Genomic DNA, 18,076 nt, shown 5'->3' with positions numbered 1-18,076 from the left:
TGATAAACTTAAGGAAAAGAGCAACGATTGAATCCCCATAGCTATCGGCTAAAGGGACGCGACTTTGTTCACCAAGGTAAAATCGAAATTGATGTAAACGAAAGGGCAGTTTTTATCAGAACTCAAGGCTGCTTTTTCGTTTACACCAACTCCGATTGTTTCCTTAACAGTTTGCGTGGGTGACAAGCGGCTCAGTATGATATTTAATTAAATGTTGCAATGAAAAGATCATTTACCGTAAACAAGCAGTAGATGGTCTTTTTTATATCTTTTTGTGAACAAGTAGAGATTTATAGCTGGTAATATGTGTTTTATCATAATCCGTGAAATAAGATGGGTTAATTCTTCGATTTACATGTTTTTTAAGGTGTAATGGCATGGTATTATGGTACTTATAAAGAACCTATTATGTCTGTTGGAGAGAGCGATGAAAAGTTATGAAGCTATTATTTAAACAACGGTTGTTTTCATGGTTTGACAGCTATGATATCTATGACGAAGCAGGCAACACTGTTTATGTAGTAAAAGGTCAGTTGTCCTGGGGACATAAACTTGTAATTTATGATGCCTATGGAAACGAAGTAGGAATGGTTGTTCAGAAAGTATTTACTTTTCTTCCTAAATTCGAAATTTATAAAAACGGCAGTTATATCGGATGCCTAAGCAAAGAATTTTCATTCCTGACGCCACATTATAATATTGATTACAATGGATGGCATATTGATGGAACCATTATGGAATGGGACTATAGCATTCTTAATCAAAGCGGTTATTCAATTGCACGGGTTAGTAAAGAATTGTTTCATATGACTGATACATATGTTATTGATGTGCAGGATTCAGGAAATGCATTGGATGCGTTGATGTTCGTACTTGCGATTGATGCAGAAAAATGTTCCAGGAATTAGATAGTTGATCTTGTTGTCGAAGATATTCGGAGATGGGGAGGTAGCATGGGATTATTTAAAAAGAAAATCGTGAAAAAAACATATGACCGAGAACATATGAAACCAGTTATTCGTGCAAGTATTTGTACCGGAGAAGAAGTAGCAGGGTTCAAAGACATACGGACCGGAAAAATCGAAGAGATCATGCTGATCAGATCGTCGGAAGACTTAGAAAAATTCAAAGAGATATATGAGATAACAGAGGAAATCTCAAAAGAATATTAGACATCTTCTGGGTTGTGGATGAACGCCAGGTATTCGTCTGTAAGCTTATAGGGAAAAAGGAGTTATTTTATAAAGGTGATGAAAATTACTTACATTAACCACAGTGGATTTTTAATTGAAACTAAAGATTGCTACTATATTTTTGACTATTATAAGGGTGAATTACCACTTCTTGACAAGAAAAAAGAAGTAATTGTTTTTTGCAGTCATTTTCATAAGGATCATTTTAATCCTGTGATTTTTGAGATCCTTGATGATATGAGCATGACATATCAGGCAATTTTGGCGAAAGATATACGCAAAAGAAAACATTTGTCAGATATGAAGATCACATATGTTTATCATGATCAGACTTATAATCTGGATAATGGCACTCAAGTCGATACATTGCTATCTAACGATAGTGGTGTAGCATTTATTGTCAAAACAAAGGAAGGCACCATTTATCATGCCGGTGACTTAAATGACTGGTATTGGGATGGTGAGCCAAAAGCTGATAACCAGAGACTTACTTCAGCATATCGTGCGGAGATCAGGAAAATCAAGGGTATGCATTTTGATGCTGCATTTGTCCCATTAGATCCAAGACAGGGAAATCACTATGCCGACGGGATACTGTATTTCCTTAAAAATGTAGATTGCAATGTCATTTTTCCAATGCATTACTGGAATGATGCCAATGTCATTAAGCGGTTTATTACGGAATATCCGCAATATAAATCACGCATTAAAAACACAGAATGTGCAAAAGGAGAAGAATTATGAAGTTTAAGATGATTCACGAAAACTACAATGTATCAGACCTGGACCGATCTATTAAATTTTACAACGAGGCCCTTGATCTGCACGAAGTGAGAAGAAAGACTACCGATGATTTTATCATTGTGTATTTGAGCAATGATGTAAGTGATTTTGAGTTGGAACTTACCTGGCTTAAAGATCATCCACAGCCATATAATCTGGGTGAATGCGAATTCCACCTGGCATTCCAGGCAGAGAATTACGAGGTAGCGCATAAGAAGCATGAAGAGATGGGATGTATTTGTTTCGAAAATGAAACAATGGGAATCTATTTCATTGTAGATCCAGATGGATACTGGCTTGAGATACTGCCGTAAAGCTAGAGTATATTGGGAATTTTAAGAATTTATCCATATAAATAACGAAAGGCTTCCGTAGGAGCCTTTCGTAGACTGTAGACAAAGCCCTGCTTTTGCAGGGTTTTGCTATTGTTGGAACCGCTTTTCTGATATAATAAATATCAGAAGGGCGGTGTTTTTTATGATGACGAAAAATACAGATAAAAAAAGAGAACAAATGATGATGTTTTCCATGGATGACATGGTACCTCAAAACCATATGCTGCGATTAATTGATAGGGCAATCGATTGGAATTTTATTTATGATCTGGTTGAAGAAAAATACTGTCCGGATAACGGTCGTCCCAGTATGGATCCCGTCATGCTGATAAAGATACCATTCATTCAGTATCTCTATGGGATAAAAAGTATGCGTCAGACCATGAAAGAGATCGAGGTAAACGTTGCATACCGTTGGTTTCTCGGACTAGACATGTTAGATCCAGTACCTCATTTCTCTACATTTGGAAAGAATTATACCCGCCGTTTCAAAGATACAGACCTTTTTGAGCAGATCTTTTCAAAGATTCTGGAAGATTGTATGAAATATAAGTTTGTAAATACAGAACAGATCTTCGTGGATGCAACACATGTAAAAGCCTGTGCAAACAGTAAAAAAATGCGTAAGCGGGTTGCGCACGAACAGGCTCTCTGGTATGAAGAGGAATTAAATAGAGAGATTGAAAAAGATCGTCTGGCACATGGAAAAAAAACATTAAAGAAAAAAGATGATAACCAGCCACCTGCATCCGGTGGAACCGGAAATGATAAAGATTCTATATCTGAAGAACTTCCTGAAGATGTGAAAACACAAAAATGCAGCATCAGCGATCCGGAAAGTGGATGGTTTCGAAAGGGTGAACATAAACACGTTTTTGCAGATGCAGGATATAAAACTCCGGCAATCGCCCATCGGCTGTTGGAAGATGGAATTCAACCACTTTTTCCGTATACCCGTCCCAAGACCAAAGAAGGCTTTTTCGGAAAACACGAATTCGCATATGATGAATACTATGATTGTTATATATGTCCGGGAGCACATATATTGACATACAGTACAACAAACAGAAGTGGATATAAAGAGTATAAAAGCTGCAGTGAACATTGTGCTGAATGCCAATGTCTTTCAAAATGTACAGAAAGTAAGGATCATGTAAAACTGATCACACGTCATGTATGGGAAGAATATATGGAAGTGGCAGAAGACATTCGGCACACGATCGGAAACAGACAGATCTACCAGTTAAGAAAAGAAACCATAGAGCGGATCTTCGGTACAGCGAAAGAACAGCATGGATTTCGATATACACAGTATGTAGGAAAAGCACGGATGGAAATGAAAGCCGGGCTTACCTTTGCATGCATGAATTTGAAAAAACTGACAAAGATTTTGGAAAAACGAGGTTGGAACACAGCCAGATTTTTGTTGATTTTGAAGAAAAAAAAAAGAAAAGAAGTTTTAAAAGAAAAATGGTGCTGGGCATAATCCCCAACACCAAGTTTGTCTACAGTCTGAGATGATCTGATAGATCATCTGTAACAGGTTTTCATGGTCTTTGTGAAACCGGATAGACTTATCATTGGTTTTAAACTTCTTTTTGATCAGCTTTGTAAAGCCGATCTTTGCAGCGAATTCTTTTATCAAAAGAAGACCTGCATCGGAGGATAGATCACCTCCATCAAAATTTATTTTAATTTGCCTATTGCTTTGAAGTGAAAAGCAATGTGCAATTAAAATACAGTAACTATGTGGCTTTCAACCACTTTTACGGCAAAGCCGTGAATAATTCAAGATAAAAAAGGTAGTTGACTTGACACTACCTAGCTGACATGGAGGAATGATAGATGGTAAAACCGATAATGAAAGATGTGTTCTTTTTAGGACAAAAGTCAGAACCTGCCACAAAGGCAGATCTGCAAGTGGGAAAGGATCTACAGGATACCCTACAGGCAAATCGTGCCGGGTGTGTGGGTATGGCTGCAAATATGATTGGTGTGAAAAAGAGAGCAATCATTGTAAATATGGGATTCGTAGATGTTGTGATGTTTAATCCGGTTCTTCTGAGCAAGGATACTCCATATGAAACAGAAGAAGGATGTCTATCGCTTACCGGTGTGAGGAAAACAACACGATATGAAAATATCGAAGTGGAATATTATGATATGAATTGGAAAAAGCAGCGGCAGAAACTGAGTGGATGGCCGGCACAAATTTGTCAGCATGAACTGGATCATCTGGAAGGCATTTTAATTTAAGTTTTTTGAAATTACGGGGGTGATCGATTATGGCATCGGAACGAACCGATGAATTATACAAGCTTTTACTGGGAAGAGGATATCCTAAAGAGTTCTGTGCGGAAATTGCCTATAAAAATATGAATACAGATTACACTGCCACCCGGATGCTTGGCTATTTGTACCGGGTAAGTGATCCCCGAATCGAGGATCTGGTGGATGAGATGCTTGCAATCTTAAGTGACAGAGATGCAATTATTCAGAAAAAAGAAATGGAACATGCCCAGGCTGTGATCAATGAGATTTACAGAAATGGATTGTAAAAAAGTTTAGTAATTATGGTATAAGAAAAATGATTCGAAGATTTGAAACAAGAGATCTGAATGAGATAATGGACTTATGGCTTCATGCAAATATAGAGAGCCATTCTTTTATAGAAGCAGATTACTGGAAAAAGAATTATGATATGGTCAGAAAATTGATTTCTGAAGCAGAAATGTATGTGGCAGAAGAAAATGAGGAGATTCAAGGCTTTATTGGTTTAATAGATACTTATATAGCCGGGATCTTTGTAAAGGCAAAAGAACAATCAAAAGGAATCGGAACAGAGCTGCTTCGCACCGTTACGAAGCTAAAGGATCAATTGAATCTTAACGTGTATAAGAAAAATATGAGAGCGGTAGTGTTCTATCAGCATCGTGGATTTAAAATTGTGAATCAGAAAATAGATGAAAATACATCAGAAGAAGAATATACGATGGAATGGCATCGTTAGGCGGGAGGTAAAAATGAAGACAGTAATTGTTTATGCGTCTGTACATCACGGAAATACAAAGAAACTGGTGGAGAAAATTGTAGAGGAATGTAAAGTTGATCTGATTGATGCCGTGCAGCAGCCAAAGGCAGATTTGGCGGATTATGACCGGATTGGTTTTGCATCCGGTATTTATTTTTCAAAATTTCATCAGACAATCTTAAAGTTTGCTTCAGAAAATCTGCCGGAAAATAAAAAGGTATTTATGATCTGTACTTATGGTGGAAATGCAGCATATAAATCACTGGAAGTTATTTTGAAAGAAAAGAAAACGGACATTATTGGAAAATTTGGCTGTAAAGGATATGACACTTTTGGACCGTTTAAATTGGTGGGTGGTATTGCAAAAGGTCATCCGGATGAAAAAGATCTGGAAGCAGCGGTCTCCTTCGTGGCTGGATTGCAGTGATCAGGACGATAAGAAAATCAGGATTTGCGGAGGATAATATTCACAGAATGAAAGGAAAAAAATATGGAATTAAAATTTTGTGCAAGAATTCTTCAAAATGAGAATATGGATGCTGCCTATGTAGAGGTTCCTTACGATATCAAAGAGCTTTTTGGAAAAGGGCGTTTGTTGGTAAATGCTACATTGACGGTATTCCATATCGTGGGCAAGTGGTAAAAATGGGAACTCCATGTTACATTATCGGCGTTACAAAACAGATACGTAAGCAGATTGGCAAGAGCTTTGGAGATATGGTTGAAGTGGTTCTTCACGAAAGAGACAGTGAGAAAAGCCCAATGTGGCAATGTCCCAAATGTGGCAGAGAGTTTAAGAAAAAAGGGCAAAGTCATTACTGCGGTGAAAAGCCAAAGTCGATTGATGAATATATCCTGAGCCAGGATGAGGAGAAACAGGAATATCTGCGCTATATGCGTCAGATTCTTCGCAGTGCATTACCGGAAGCGGAAGAACGCATTTCATGGAGTATGCCGACCAACCGGAAAGGTCGTAACATTGTTCATTTTGCTGCTTCGAAGAAACACATCGGATTGTATCCGGACCCTGCAGCAGTTGAAGAATTTGCCGAAGCATTGAAAGGGTATAAGACGGATAAAGGAACGATTCGTATTCCGTACGGCAAGGTTGATGCAGAATTGATAAAAAGAATTGTCTTGTGGTGCTACGAAACCGGAACCCATGCATGAGGAGAAATATCATGAAGCAGATAGAAGAGATCATACGAAATACAACAGAAGAAGAACAGGAAAAGGTGGACTGGACCAAGGCCTGGAGTACAGATGATACTTACTTATATTGGTTTCCTTGATGCCACAAAGGATTAGAAAGTTGTCTTAAATGAGAAAGGAAATTATGAACACTACAATTAATTATTACAACCTAAATGCAAAAAATTTCATAGAAAACACTCAGAATGCAGATATGCATCTGGCACAAGAGGCGTTTCTCCAACTATTGCCTGGGAGCGCGTCAATTCTTGATTTTGGTTGTGGTTCCGGTCGTGATACAAAATATTTCCTTGAGAAGGGGTACCAGGTGGCGGCAACCGACGGATCCGCAGAACTCTGTCAATTGGCAGGTAGCTTTACAGGGATTAAAGTAAAGAAAATGCTATTTCAGGAATTGGATGAAATTGGAGTGTATGATGGCATCTGGGCATGTTCCTCTATTTTGCATTTGCCAAAGCAGGAACTTCTTCCCGTAATCCAAAAAATGTGTATTGCACTTAAAGATAACGGGGTGATTTATACGTCCTTCAAATATAGTAATTTTGAAGGGGAACGAAATGGTCGTTATTTTACTGATTTTATGGAAGATACATTTCGGGAATTTATCAAGGTGATACCGGAACTTACGGTAGAAGATCAGTGGATTACGTTGGATGTGCGTCCGGGAAGAGGAGAAGAAAAATGGCTCAATTTAATTTTGCGGAAAAATCAGAAATAGAGGAACTCCATATAGAACCAACAGATGTTATGACCGGAGACAGAAATAAAAGCAGATATTTGCTGTATCAGTTAAAGCTTAGCATGGCACGGGCAAAACAGATTGATATTATTGTCTCATTCCTCATGGAATCAGGTGTAAGAATGCTGCTCTCAGATTTAAAGGCAGCTTTGCAGCGTGGTGTTCGGATTCGCATTCTTACTGGCAATTACTTAGGAATTACGCAGCCTTCAGCACTATATCTCCTTAAAAAGGAATTGGGCGATAAGGTAGAATTGCGTTTTTATAGTGATAAATGGCGTTCTTTCCATCCCAAGTCATACATATTTCATTATGATAACATGAGTGAGATTTATATTGGTTCATCCAATATTTCCAGAAGTGCATTAACATCTGGAATTGAATGGAATTATCGTTTTAATAATAATCAGGATAGTCAGAATTTTAATTTGTTTTATGAAACGTTTGAGGATTTATTTAAAAATCATTCCTACGTGATTGATGATGCAGAATTGAAAGCGTATTCAAAGAACTGGCATAAACCTGCGGTTGCAAAAGATCTTGCACGATATGACCAGGTTGATCCGAATACAAAAGTTGAAATGTTGTTTCAACCAAGAGGGGCACAGATAGAAGCACTTTGTGCACTGGAGAATAGCAGAGCGGAGGGCGCTGTGCGTGGTTTGGTTCACGCTGCGACTGGTGTAGGAAAAACATATTTGGCTGCATTTGATTCTGCAAAGTATGAGAGAGTCTTGTTTGTTGCACATAGAGAAGAAATCCTGAAGCAGGCAGCAGTATCTTTTAAGAATGTACGTCATTCAGATGATTATGGCTTTTTTGACGGAAAGCAAAAGGATACTGGAAAATCTGTGATTTTTGCTTCTGTAGCAACGCTTGGCAGAAGCGAATATTTAACAGAGGAGTATTTTGCTCCAGATTACTTTACTTATTTGGTGATCGATGAGTTTCATCATGCAGTTACGGATCAGTACCAGCGAATTGTGAATTATTTCAAACCACAGTTTATGCTAGGACTTACTGCCACTCCGGAAAGAATGGACGGGAAGTCTATTTATGAGATCTGTGACTATAATGTTCCATATGAGATTACATTGAAAGAAGCAATTAATAAAGGGGCATTAGTTCCATTCCATTATTATGGTATTTACGATGAAACGGATTATTCGACACTCAAATTGGTAAAAGGAAGATACAATGAGAATGACTTGAATGATAAATATATCGGCAATGTAAAACGATATGATTTGATTTATAAATATTATAAAAAATATCATTCCAAACGTGCTTTAGGTTTTTGTAGTTCAAGAATGCATGCCGAAGAAATGGCAAAGGAATTCTGCAGGCGAGGCGTAAAATCCGTTGCTGTGTACAGCAATGCAGATGGGGAATTTTCAGAAGAAAGAAATCGGGCAATTGAGCAATTAAAGAATCAGGAGATAAAGGTTATTTTCTCTGTAGATATGTTCAATGAAGGAGTGGATATTGCTTCTCTTGATATGGTTATGTTTTTGAGACCGACGGAATCACCTACTGTGTTTTTACAGCAGTTGGGTCGTGGCTTGCGTATCAGCAAGGGTAAAGAGTATGTAAACGTACTTGATTTTATTGGAAATTACGAAAAAGCCGGGCGTGCACCGTTTTTGTTAAACGGAAGTGCCTGTGTCGGAGAAAGAACTGCATATGACTATTCTGAAATTGAATACCCCGATGATTGTATCGTGGATTTTGATATGCGTTTGATTGATCTCTTCAGAGAAATGGACAAAAAGTCATTGTCTATTCAGGAAAAAATTAAACAGGAATATTATCGCGTGAAAGAATTGCTTGATGGAAAAGTTCCCACACGTATGGAACTTTTTACGAATATGGATGATAATATTTACGAATACTGTATGAAACATTCGAAAGAAAATCCGTTTAAACGATATATGGATTTTTTATATGAAATTCATGAATTATCGGCGGAAGAACTTCAGGTTTACTCTGGAATTGGAAGAGAGTTTCTGCAGTTGATTGAAACAACGGATATGCAGAAAGTGTATAAGATGCCGATTCTGTACAGCTTCTATAACGAGGGAGACGTACGGCTGGCTGTTACAGATGATGAGGTAGTGGAGAACTGGAAAAAGTTCTTTGATCGAGGAACGAATTGGAAGGATTTTCCAAAAGTAACTTCATACGAAGAGTATCGGAAGATAACAGACAAACAGCATTTAAGCAAGGCAAAAAGTATGCCGATTAAATTTCTAAAAGCTTCAGGTAAAGGATTTTTTATAGATAAGGACGGCTATGCACTGGGAATACGAGATGAATTGGCAGATGTAATTAAAGTTGATGCATTTAAGCATCAGATGAAAGATATTATTGAGTATCGTACGATGGAATATTATCGGAGAAGGTATGTAGAAAACTGATTCTTAATATTATCTCCAGGGGAATTGAGTTATGATGTACACAGTAAAACGAATCGATGAAGACCTGAATTTTGGTTGTGAAGAACGACCGGATGATGCACCAGTCATGGCAATAGTGACTCTTGTGGATTCTTCAGGAAAAGAAGTGACAGTAAAAGCGGAGGACGCCAGGCTCTATGAGCGTAATATCAATGAAGGAGACAAAGTTTGTTTCGATGTAAATAATAAATTGGAAAAAGTAGAATGAAAGCTACAGGGAGAAAAAATGGTAAAGCAAATTGTAAGAGACGTTTTCTTTTTAGGCCAGCCATCCGAACCAGCCACGAAAGCTGACCTCCAGGATGGACAGCACAGATTTGCCAGCATGAAATTGATCATTTGTCTGGAAAGATTATTTAACCGCATGCGGATTGCGAATATTCGCTTGACTCAAAGCGGATTGTGAGGTGACGGATATGCTGAAAAACGTACTGATCGTGGTGGATGATATAGAAAAATCCATAGAGTTTTATAAAGACTTATTTGGACTGCAAGTGATTCTTAAGAATGAAGGGAATGTGATCTTATCGGAGGGACTTGTTTTGCAGGATGCCGACGTATGGGGGAAAACATTGAATGAAACTTCTACGCCATTTAATAACAGGATGGAATTGTATTTCGAGGATTTTGATATAGATGGATTGCTTGCAAAATATGAATCTGGTAAGTATTTTGTTCGATATGCCACAGAATTAACAGAACTTGCAGGTGGACAGAAGCTTGTAAGACTGTATGATCCCAGTGGTAATCTTATTGAGGTTCGCACTCCATTCAGGTGTAATTAAAGGAGAGAACATGCAGATTTTTGCTGATGCAGATGCCGTGGATTATAAACTGATCAGCATTTGCCATAGGGGCGATATTGTTGTATCACAGGATTATGGCGTGGCTGCAATGGCACTTGGAAAGGGGCTCACAAGGTCCAGTGGACCTTGGATTTGAGCCGACCGAAGCGGAGCGTAGACCATATGCGATTCATCAATCGGGGAAATGGTATACGAATGAAAATATTGACCCGATGCTTATGGAACGGCATCTGAATAAGAAGGTACGAAGGGCATCCGGAAAGAAACATTTAAAAGGACCTAGAAAACGAACATCGGAGGATGATGAGCATTTCAGAGCGTCTTTTGAAAAAATGATACATATGGCGATGGACAAGGAGAAATAATTTGAATATACAGATTTTTGGAACAAAAAAGTGCAATGATACAAAGAAAGCAGAACGTTTCTTTAAGGAACGTGGGATCAAGTTTCAGTTTATTGATATGAAAGAAAAAGGGTGAGTGTCGTCCAGTGGACGACGTGCTACGAACCGACCGAGCCGGAAGGCGAGACTGAGCAAGGGCGAATTTAATTCAGTTGCTCAGGCAAATGGTGGACTGGAAAATATGATCAACTGGGAGGGCAAGGATAAGGATCTACTTGCGTTCATTAAGTACATTGCAGAGGAAGATAAACTTGAGAAGGTACTGGAAAACCCGCAGGTGATTAAGACACCGGTGGTTCGTAATGGAAAACAATCCACTCTTGGATATCAGCCGGATATCTGGAAAACGTGGAAGTAAGAGTGCCGGTAGATTTTGACCAAGATAAATAAAACAAATGACTCAATTGAAAGGCAATTAAATGACATTCAATTTTGACAGAGAATTTCAATCTATGATGCAAGTGAATGATTTAAATACCGTGATTCTTCTAGGACACTTGAACCCGGATGGCGATGCTGCCGGATCGGTGATGGGACTTGCACATTATATAAAGGTAAACTATTCGCAGTACAAAGTGCTGCCATATCTGGCAGATACGTTGGATAAAGGACCAAAGAAGCAGGTAAAACTGGATAAGGTCTTCGATCCGTTTGAGAAGCCGGATGTAAAAGAAAAATATGCGGTTATCGTATGTGATACTGCAGTTTTAGCAAGAATGATTGGCAGGGAATACTACGAGGGCGCAGAAGCAAGTATAGTAATTGATCACCATGCCTCTAATGAAGGTTATGGAGTTGTGAACTATACAAAAATATCGGAAGCCTGTGCAGAGAATGTTTATTACATTTTGGATCCGGTAAAGTTGAAGCGTACAGTCGATTGCGAAGTAAATCCGACTGCAGCAGATTATATTTATATGGGTATCCTGCATGATACAGGATGTTTTACCAGGGCGAAAGTAAGCACCATGCAGGCCGTAACTGAATTGCTCGAGATGGGAGTAGATCATAGTTATGTAATGCAGACCATGCATAATGATACGCTGGGAAGTTTGCAGAAGGGGTCGGAGCTGTTGAAGCGGGCAGAACGTCTGTTGGATGGGAATGTTGCCTGTGTGTGTATCAATCGTGCCGAGAGCGAGGCAGAAGGAATCAGCTACGAGGATATCCACCCAATCAGCGGCTTTCTCAGAGACTGCGAAGATATTCAGCTTGGTTTTACCATGTATGAGGAAGAAGAAAATCGCTGGCGTTGTTCCTTCCGGTCTGATGGAAAATGGATCAATGTGAATGAACTCCTGCAGGCGTTTGGCGGAGGTGGACATGCTGCGGCAGCAGGTGTGCGCAAGCGGACGAATGATGTTGAAAAATTCAGGCAGGAAATACTTGAGCGGATTGTTATGATGAGAAAAATTTCCGGTCAGGATAAATAAGAATTAGAAACAGAACACAAGAGAATCGGGAGGTGTAGAATGATGGAAAAGGAAAGAACCTATATTGCAATCGATCTTAAGTCATTCTATGCGTCTGTGGAATGTAAAGAACGAAATAGGGATCCTTTGACGACCAATCTTGTAGTTGCGGATAAAAGCAGAACAGAAAAAACCATCTGTCTTGCGGTATCTCCAGCATTAAAGTGTTATGGGATACCCGGAAGGGCTCGTTTATTTGAGGTTGTTCAAAAAGTAAAAGAAGCCAACAGCGCCCGCAGATGGAAAGCGTCGAACAGAACATTTAGTGGTTCTTCTGATGACAGTACAGAATTAAATAGCAATCCTGCACTGGAGATTGATTATATTGTTGCTCCTCCCCGGATGGCTCTTTATCTGGAATACAGCACCAGGATTTACAGCATTTATCTGAAATATATTGCACCAGAAGATATTTTTCCGTATTCGATCGACGAAGTATTTATGGATGTAACGGATTATCTGCATACTTATAATATGACAGCAAGGGAACTTGCCATGACCATGATACAGGATGTGCTGAAAACGACAGGTATAACAGCAACTGCAGGAATCGGAACGAATATGTATTTATGCAAGATTGCGATGGATATCGTGGCGAAGCACATTAAAGCAGATAAAGATGGTGTACGAATTGCGGAATTGGATGAAATGTCATACCGAAGGAAACTCTGGAGCCACAGACCTCTTACTGATTTCTGGAGAGTCGGAAAGGGATATGCAAAGAAGCTGGAAGAATACGGGCTTTATACAATGGGCGATATTGCAAGATGTTCCATCGGAAAAGAGAATGAATTATACAACGAAGATCTGTTATACAGGCTGTTTGGCGTTAATGCAGAGCTGCTGATCGATCATGCCTGGGGGTATGAACCCTGTACCATGGAAATGGTCAAGGCCTACAAACCGGAAACGAACAGTGTTTGTTCTGGGCAGGTACTTCATTGCTCTTATGATTTTGAAAAAGCAAAATTAGTCGTCAAAGAGATGACGGACCAGATGGTTTTGGATTTGGTGGATAAGAAGCTTGTAACGGATCAGATCGTGTTGACAGTTGGTTATGATATTGAGAATTTGAACAATCCTGACCGGAGAAAGAAATACCATGGAGAGGTTACGATCGACCGTTATGGAAGAAGAATTCCGAAACATGCACATGGAACGACCAATCTGAAACGGCAGACTTCCTCAACAAAACTGATAATGGATGCAGTAATAGAGCTATATGACAGGATTGTTGACAGAAACCTGCTTATCAGAAGAATCAATATCACAGCGAACAGGCTTATGGATGAGAGTTCTGTAAAGAAAGAAGAAGTGTATGAACAGCTGGATCTTTTTACGGATTATGAGGCGCAAAGGAAAAAGCAGGAAGAGGAAGAGGTTGCGCTGGATCGGGAAAAACGTATGCAGGAAGCAATGCTCAGTATTAAAAAGAAATTTGGAAAAAACGCTGTGCTGAAGGGGATGAATCTTCAGGAAGGTGCAACCGCCAGGGACAGAAATGAACAAATTGGCGGACATAAGGCGTAAAGGAGTTGAAAGAGGATGAAAAATAATTCTTATGAAGATATCATCAATTTACCACATCCGGTCTCTAAGAATCATCCGCAAATGCCACTTCGGGATCGGGCAGCGCAGTTTGCTCCTTTTGCAGCCTTGACTGGGCATGATGCTGCGATAAAAGAAACAGCAAGATTAACCGATGAAAGATTGGAACTGAGTGAAGAAGCGATTGCTCAGCTGAACGAAAAAATCAATATAATCAGAAATAATATCGGTATAGAACAGAAAGTATCGATAACTTATTTTATTCCCGATGCAAAAAAAGCCGGCGGATCCTATGTTGCGTATTCTGGTATTGTAAAAAAGATAGACGAATATGAGCATACCATAATCATGACAGATCAAACGGTCATTCCAATCGAGCAGATAAGTGATATTAAATGTGAAGAGTGGTAAATGTGAAAACAGATACAAAGAATATAGAATGTTTCACTAGGAAAAGTTGAGACAGAAAGTGGAGGTGACCACGATGGGTTCATTTGATCAGAAGCTCCGTACGTTATATCTGATGGAAATCCTGCTGGAACGTACCGATGATGAACATATGTTAAATGCATCGGAGTTGTGCACGATTCTGGATCAGGAATATGGAATCAGTACGGACCGAAGAACAATTTATACAGAGATGGAAATCCTTGAAAAATTCGGACTGGATATCCAGCAGAAGAAAGGCAAGTGTCCGGGCTATTATATCGGTGCCAGGGATTTTGAACTGCCGGAGTTGAAGCTTTTGGTGGATGCAGTTCAGTCTTCTAAATTTATTACAGAAAAGAAATCCAAGGAATTGATACAGAAACTGGAGAAGCTCTGCTGTAAGACAGATGCCGAAATGCTTTCCAGATATGTCTTCATCGTAAACCGGCCGAAGACAGAGAATGAAACGGTGTATTATAACGTAGATTATATTCACAATGCTATCTTTGAAAATAAAGAGATCAAATTTCATTATGCGGAATGGACAGTTAAGAAAGAACTGAAATTAAAAAAGAATGGCGCTTTCTATGTTGTCAGTCCGTGGGCGTTGACATGGGATGATGAAAACTACTATTTGGTTGCTTATGATGCAGCGGCCGGAATTATCAAGCATTATCGTGTAGATAAAATGCGGGATGCGGAGATTATGGAGGCTGATCGTAAAGGAGAAGAGTCCTTCAAAAATTTTGATCTGGCTGCATATGCCAAGAAAACGTTTGGTATGTATGGCGGTGTTGATGCGGAAGTCACACTGGAATGCAGAAATGAACTGGCCGGTGTTGTGATTGATCGCTTTGGCCATGATGTATGGATGTGTCCTCATGGAGAAGAGCATTTCAGAGCCAGAGTGCCAGTGGCGGTAAGTTCACAGTTCTTTGGTTGGATTACCGGTATTGGCCCCAGGATGAGGATTGTGGGACCGGAAGATGTACGGCAGCAGTATAAGGAGTACCTGCAAAATGTGGTTCAGAACTATGTGGATTGACGAATCCAGTTGGTTGTGCGATTTTGACATCCCTATTTTGCGATAATATGATCATCAGTTAAAGGCACCAGGGGTGCTAAAGTAAAATGATTGAGAAAGCATTTATCAGGAGGAAGGTACAATGAGTAAGAAAGATGGATATAGCAGACCGGGATTATTTGGAAGTATAAATATTACGACAGCAAAGGTAACAAGGTTGGAGAAACAAGACCGGGGTTCTTTGGCGGAATGAATCATTATGATGACAGAGGCCGTAAGACTGGACATAGTGATAGGAATTTTCTGGAAGACTGGAATCATTATGATGATTAATGGGAGATGTTATCTGTGAGAGAACTTAGGACTAGTCTGAAGGAGCTTCGCATGGAAGCCGGGTTTACACAGTCAGAACTTACTGAGATCGTAGGAAACTGCAGAGACAATATAAGCAGGCTGGAAAGGAATAAATTTAAAAATCCGACATATCAGCTGCTGTATGATATTGCAGAGTATTTTGGTAAATCAGTAGAAGAAATTCTTTGGTATGAAGAGGTATAGGAAAAGGCTGATGCATAAGTGGCAAGAAAAGTCACTATTGCATCAGCCTTTTGGTACTTTCTCAACTGTTGATTGTCCATTTTACTTGACAATCAACAAATGTTAATATAAGTCTTTGCGATACTTTAAAGAGTCTTTTTCTATAATTTTTCGGATAACTTTACATGGATTTCCAGCGGCAAAAGAATTATCAGGGATATTTTTGGTAACAACGCTTCCGGCTCCAATTACACAATTATTCCCTATGGTGACACCGCCACATACAACAACATTTGAGGCTAGCCAACAACCATTACCGATGGTAATTGGTTTTGCATATTCCATATCATATAAAGTTCCATCTTCTTTTGTTCTCATTTTTCGTTCATTAGTTAAGAAGGGATGAATAGGTGTAACAAGTGTACAATTTGGTCCGAAAAACACATCATTACCAATTGTAACCCAGGCACCGTCTAATATAGTAAGATTGTAATTGGCATAGCAGTTAGTTCCCATTTTGGTAAAGCATCCATAATCAAATTGAATAGGTCCTTGTATATACGTACCAGCTCCCATATGAGGCATAAGCTCTGCTAAAATTTTGTTACGCTTTTGTGTTTCAGTATCAAAGGTATCATTGTAAGTTTTTGTTAGTTGTCGTGCTCTGATACGAAGAGTTTCTAATTCCTTATCTGATATATCATAGATTTTTCCATTAAGCATTTTTTCTCGTTCCACAGTATTTTCCTCCGGTTATTGTAACTATTTGATAGAAAATGAACTATAAGAATAGTTGTATTTGAATGGAGGAAAAGAATATATGTATGAAGTGGAATAAAAAGAGGGAATAACACATCTTCATAATATAATAATATAATAGATAAGTAAATAGTATTTATTCGCAAAAACGCACAAGATACTGAAAATAAAAAAATAATTTAAAAAATGTACAAATATATTGACAAAAAGGAAATGGAAATATATAATACAAATATGCGAAACGTTTCGATTAAAAAGAGAGGAAGGAATAGAAGTGTACGAAGGATAAAGAGAGGGTAACAATTAAAGATGTAGCACGAGTTGCGAAGGTATCTTTATCTACCGCCTCATTGGCTTTGAACGGAAAGCCAGGAGTTACTCAGAAAACGAAAGAACATATTATTTCAATTGCAAAAGAACTTAATTATAAGCCGAATAGCTCTGCTAGAAGTTTGAGGGTCTCAAAGACAAAAATGATAGGACTGATTATCCCTGATATTGTGAATAATTTTTACGGTGTAATAGTAGAGTATGTGAGAAAAGAAGTGGAAAGTTATGGATATTTTTTGCTTCTTGGAATTACTGGCAGTAATAGTGCAAACGAAGAAAAATATATCAATGAGTTTATTACGCGTGGAGTAGATGGTGTTATTTATATTCCGCAATTAAAACATTCTGATATTAGATATGTAGAACAGTTTGATGAGTGTAAAATACCGTATTTATTTTTGACGGCACGATATGAAGAACTAGATGTTCCGTATGTTTTGTGTGATCTGAAAAAAGGATTTTATGAAATGACAAAGCATCTTTTGGAGCAAGGACTTACAGAAATATATGTTATGGTTGGAGATAAAAAGGTGGATCAACCGTATATTTCTGGTTTTTATGAGGCGTGTAGAGAATTTGGGATATGCCCAGATGAAACAGTTATAGTTGAAAGTTCATTTGAATTTGAAGCAATTCAGGAAGTCGCAGATGAAATTTTTTTTAAAGGACCACAGGCAATTATGACTATTTCTGACATAATGGCATGCGGTGTAATGCAACAGGCGAGAAAGCGAGGAATTCGTATACCTGAAGAGCTTTCAGTAACTGGATATGATGATGTGATATATTCGATAATTAATCATATTCCTATATCGACAGTTATGCAACCAATTAAAGAAATGTGTGTCATAGCTGTAAATAATTTGATGAATATTATGAAATATGGAATTGTACCACCGTCAGTCATATTGGAACCCAAACTAGTATTAAGAGAAACAACAAGGGATTAGATGAGAAAGGATATCTGCATCCCTTGTTTTAACCTCAAAAAACGAAACGTTTCGATTCTGCGAAATGT

Annotated in this window: 22 protein-coding genes and 3 pseudogenes; 23 read left to right on the top strand and 2 right to left on the bottom strand. The window is 38.6% G+C overall.

The genetic code is table 11. The features are described 5' to 3' along the window. The first annotated feature begins 437 nt into the window (after window positions 1-437). From AB5916_RS07015 to AB5916_RS06995, 5 genes are all read left to right on the top strand, one after another. A complete protein-coding gene (locus AB5916_RS07015; protein WP_368189945.1) occupies window positions 438-908 on the top strand; it encodes an LURP-one-related/scramblase family protein in 471 nt (156 codons plus the stop codon). A gap of 45 nt (window positions 909-953) precedes the next feature. Then, window positions 954-1,172 (top strand): aspartate dehydrogenase, encoded by a 219-nt coding sequence (locus AB5916_RS07010; protein ID WP_226845395.1) that lies wholly within the window; start codon window positions 954-956, stop codon window positions 1,170-1,172. A gap of 78 nt (window positions 1,173-1,250) precedes the next feature. Next, entirely contained in the window at window positions 1,251-1,937 is a 687-nt protein-coding gene (locus AB5916_RS07005) for an MBL fold metallo-hydrolase (RefSeq protein WP_117526569.1), read from the top strand. Then, the gene (locus tag AB5916_RS07000) at window positions 1,934-2,290 is read left to right on the top strand and encodes a VOC family protein (RefSeq protein ID WP_158422941.1); all 357 of its coding nucleotides are present in this window, start codon (window positions 1,934-1,936) and stop codon (window positions 2,288-2,290) included. The genes AB5916_RS07005 and AB5916_RS07000 overlap by 4 nt, the downstream gene beginning before the upstream one ends. Before the next feature lie 163 nt (window positions 2,291-2,453). Continuing rightward, a complete protein-coding gene (locus tag AB5916_RS06995; RefSeq protein WP_368189942.1) occupies window positions 2,454-3,797 on the top strand; it encodes a transposase in 1,344 nt (447 codons plus the stop codon). Window positions 3,798-3,824: 27 nt separating this feature from the next. Here the strand turns inward: AB5916_RS06995 and AB5916_RS06990 are convergent. After that, window positions 3,825-4,049 (bottom strand): annotated as a pseudogene (locus AB5916_RS06990) (transposase); the annotation flags it as partial. 107 nt (window positions 4,050-4,156) lie between these two features. Between AB5916_RS06990 and AB5916_RS06985 the strand changes: the two are divergent. From AB5916_RS06985 to AB5916_RS06905, 17 genes and pseudogenes are all read left to right on the top strand, one after another. Then, complete coding sequence (locus AB5916_RS06985; protein ID WP_158422678.1) at window positions 4,157-4,567, top strand: peptide deformylase; 411 nt, start codon at window positions 4,157-4,159, stop codon at window positions 4,565-4,567. A gap of 29 nt (window positions 4,568-4,596) precedes the next feature. After that, window positions 4,597-4,869 (top strand): hypothetical protein, encoded by a 273-nt coding sequence (locus tag AB5916_RS06980; RefSeq protein ID WP_158422679.1) that lies wholly within the window; start codon window positions 4,597-4,599, stop codon window positions 4,867-4,869. Window positions 4,870-4,898: 29 nt separating this feature from the next. Beyond that, complete coding sequence (locus AB5916_RS06975; protein WP_158422680.1) at window positions 4,899-5,321, top strand: N-acetyltransferase; 423 nt, start codon at window positions 4,899-4,901, stop codon at window positions 5,319-5,321. A 13-nt stretch (window positions 5,322-5,334) separates the two neighbouring features. Continuing rightward, complete coding sequence (locus AB5916_RS06970; RefSeq protein ID WP_368189939.1) at window positions 5,335-5,769, top strand: flavodoxin family protein; 435 nt, start codon at window positions 5,335-5,337, stop codon at window positions 5,767-5,769. Window positions 5,770-5,832: 63 nt separating this feature from the next. Continuing rightward, window positions 5,833-5,985: a hypothetical protein gene (locus AB5916_RS06965; protein WP_317258470.1), complete on the top strand. Its 153-nt coding sequence runs from the start codon at window positions 5,833-5,835 to the stop codon at window positions 5,983-5,985. Window positions 5,986-5,987: 2 nt separating this feature from the next. Next, entirely contained in the window at window positions 5,988-6,512 is a 525-nt protein-coding gene (locus AB5916_RS06960) for a DUF1801 domain-containing protein (protein WP_368189937.1), read from the top strand. 166 nt (window positions 6,513-6,678) lie between these two features. Beyond that, entirely contained in the window at window positions 6,679-7,272 is a 594-nt protein-coding gene (locus AB5916_RS06955; RefSeq protein WP_368189935.1) for a class I SAM-dependent methyltransferase, read from the top strand. After that, entirely contained in the window at window positions 7,236-9,710 is a 2,475-nt protein-coding gene (locus AB5916_RS06950; RefSeq protein WP_368189934.1) for a DEAD/DEAH box helicase family protein, read from the top strand. Before AB5916_RS06955 ends, AB5916_RS06950 begins: the two co-directional genes overlap by 37 nt. Before the next feature lie 31 nt (window positions 9,711-9,741). Beyond that, the gene (locus tag AB5916_RS06945) at window positions 9,742-9,957 is read left to right on the top strand and encodes a hypothetical protein (RefSeq protein WP_118051491.1); all 216 of its coding nucleotides are present in this window, start codon (window positions 9,742-9,744) and stop codon (window positions 9,955-9,957) included. Window positions 9,958-10,165: 208 nt separating this feature from the next. Continuing rightward, complete coding sequence (locus AB5916_RS06940) at window positions 10,166-10,534, top strand: VOC family protein (RefSeq protein ID WP_173729182.1); 369 nt, start codon at window positions 10,166-10,168, stop codon at window positions 10,532-10,534. A gap of 16 nt (window positions 10,535-10,550) precedes the next feature. Further along, window positions 10,551-10,920 (top strand): annotated as a pseudogene (locus AB5916_RS06935) (DUF188 domain-containing protein); the annotation flags it as partial. A gap of 1 nt (window position 10,921) precedes the next feature. Next, window positions 10,922-11,317 (top strand): annotated as a pseudogene (locus AB5916_RS06930) (arsenate reductase family protein). A 97-nt stretch (window positions 11,318-11,414) separates the two neighbouring features. Continuing rightward, window positions 11,415-12,392 carry a bifunctional oligoribonuclease/PAP phosphatase NrnA gene (locus AB5916_RS06925; RefSeq protein ID WP_368189955.1) on the top strand — a complete coding sequence of 326 codons (978 nt, stop codon included), beginning with the start codon at window positions 11,415-11,417 and terminating at the stop codon, window positions 12,390-12,392. Window positions 12,393-12,434: 42 nt separating this feature from the next. Next, a complete protein-coding gene (locus tag AB5916_RS06920) occupies window positions 12,435-13,961 on the top strand; it encodes a DNA methylase (RefSeq protein ID WP_368189953.1) in 1,527 nt (508 codons plus the stop codon). A gap of 15 nt (window positions 13,962-13,976) precedes the next feature. Then, window positions 13,977-14,390 carry a hypothetical protein gene (locus tag AB5916_RS06915; protein ID WP_173729180.1) on the top strand — a complete coding sequence of 138 codons (414 nt, stop codon included), beginning with the start codon at window positions 13,977-13,979 and terminating at the stop codon, window positions 14,388-14,390. Between the two features lie 73 nt (window positions 14,391-14,463). Further along, window positions 14,464-15,453 carry a helix-turn-helix transcriptional regulator gene (locus AB5916_RS06910; protein ID WP_368189932.1) on the top strand — a complete coding sequence of 330 codons (990 nt, stop codon included), beginning with the start codon at window positions 14,464-14,466 and terminating at the stop codon, window positions 15,451-15,453. Between the two features lie 327 nt (window positions 15,454-15,780). Continuing rightward, complete coding sequence (locus AB5916_RS06905; RefSeq protein WP_262583227.1) at window positions 15,781-15,990, top strand: helix-turn-helix transcriptional regulator; 210 nt, start codon at window positions 15,781-15,783, stop codon at window positions 15,988-15,990. Window positions 15,991-16,092: 102 nt separating this feature from the next. Here AB5916_RS06905 and AB5916_RS06900 read toward each other — a convergent pair whose 3' ends face one another. Then, a complete protein-coding gene (locus tag AB5916_RS06900; RefSeq protein WP_317258471.1) occupies window positions 16,093-16,707 on the bottom strand; it encodes a sugar O-acetyltransferase in 615 nt (204 codons plus the stop codon). 323 nt (window positions 16,708-17,030) lie between these two features. On the opposite strand from AB5916_RS06900, the gene AB5916_RS06895 reads away from it, so the two are divergent. Continuing rightward, window positions 17,031-18,008: a LacI family DNA-binding transcriptional regulator gene (locus tag AB5916_RS06895; RefSeq protein ID WP_158422690.1), complete on the top strand. Its 978-nt coding sequence runs from the start codon at window positions 17,031-17,033 to the stop codon at window positions 18,006-18,008. Window positions 18,009-18,076: the final 68 nt, after the last annotated feature.

Source organism: Blautia sp. 1033sp1_1033st1_G9_1033SCRN_220408, from assembly GCF_040929965.1.
Lineage (GTDB): Bacteria > Bacillota > Clostridia > Lachnospirales > Lachnospiraceae > Blautia_A > Blautia_A ammoniilytica.
This window is presented reverse-complemented; position numbering and strand designations above follow the sequence as displayed.

What these genes read in the sequence shown, in the direction of transcription:
- AB5916_RS06910 (WP_368189932.1), top strand. Translation starts at nt 14,464, where the DNA reads ATGGGTTCATTTGATCAGAAGCTCCGTACGTTATATCTGATGGAAATC.
- AB5916_RS06950 (WP_368189934.1), top strand. Translation starts at nt 7,236, where the DNA reads ATGGCTCAATTTAATTTTGCGGAAAAATCAGAAATAGAGGAACTCCAT.
- AB5916_RS06985 (WP_158422678.1), top strand. Translation starts at nt 4,157, where the DNA reads ATGGTAAAACCGATAATGAAAGATGTGTTCTTTTTAGGACAAAAGTCA.
- AB5916_RS06925 (WP_368189955.1), top strand. Translation starts at nt 11,415, where the DNA reads ATGCAAGTGAATGATTTAAATACCGTGATTCTTCTAGGACACTTGAAC.
- AB5916_RS06995 (WP_368189942.1), top strand. Translation starts at nt 2,454, where the DNA reads ATGATGACGAAAAATACAGATAAAAAAAGAGAACAAATGATGATGTTT.
- AB5916_RS06970 (WP_368189939.1), top strand. Translation starts at nt 5,335, where the DNA reads ATGAAGACAGTAATTGTTTATGCGTCTGTACATCACGGAAATACAAAG.
- AB5916_RS06945 (WP_118051491.1), top strand. Translation starts at nt 9,742, where the DNA reads ATGATGTACACAGTAAAACGAATCGATGAAGACCTGAATTTTGGTTGT.
- AB5916_RS06980 (WP_158422679.1), top strand. Translation starts at nt 4,597, where the DNA reads ATGGCATCGGAACGAACCGATGAATTATACAAGCTTTTACTGGGAAGA.
- AB5916_RS06975 (WP_158422680.1), top strand. Translation starts at nt 4,899, where the DNA reads ATGATTCGAAGATTTGAAACAAGAGATCTGAATGAGATAATGGACTTA.
- AB5916_RS07000 (WP_158422941.1), top strand. Translation starts at nt 1,934, where the DNA reads ATGAAGTTTAAGATGATTCACGAAAACTACAATGTATCAGACCTGGAC.
- AB5916_RS06965 (WP_317258470.1), top strand. Translation starts at nt 5,833, where the DNA reads ATGGAATTAAAATTTTGTGCAAGAATTCTTCAAAATGAGAATATGGAT.
- AB5916_RS07010 (WP_226845395.1), top strand. Translation starts at nt 954, where the DNA reads ATGGGATTATTTAAAAAGAAAATCGTGAAAAAAACATATGACCGAGAA.
- AB5916_RS07005 (WP_117526569.1), top strand. Translation starts at nt 1,251, where the DNA reads ATGAAAATTACTTACATTAACCACAGTGGATTTTTAATTGAAACTAAA.
- AB5916_RS06960 (WP_368189937.1), top strand. Translation starts at nt 5,988, where the DNA reads ATGGGAACTCCATGTTACATTATCGGCGTTACAAAACAGATACGTAAG.
- AB5916_RS06940 (WP_173729182.1), top strand. Translation starts at nt 10,166, where the DNA reads ATGCTGAAAAACGTACTGATCGTGGTGGATGATATAGAAAAATCCATA.
- AB5916_RS06955 (WP_368189935.1), top strand. Translation starts at nt 6,679, where the DNA reads ATGAACACTACAATTAATTATTACAACCTAAATGCAAAAAATTTCATA.
- AB5916_RS06920 (WP_368189953.1), top strand. Translation starts at nt 12,435, where the DNA reads ATGGAAAAGGAAAGAACCTATATTGCAATCGATCTTAAGTCATTCTAT.
- AB5916_RS06915 (WP_173729180.1), top strand. Translation starts at nt 13,977, where the DNA reads ATGAAAAATAATTCTTATGAAGATATCATCAATTTACCACATCCGGTC.
- AB5916_RS07015 (WP_368189945.1), top strand. Translation starts at nt 438, where the DNA reads ATGAAGCTATTATTTAAACAACGGTTGTTTTCATGGTTTGACAGCTAT.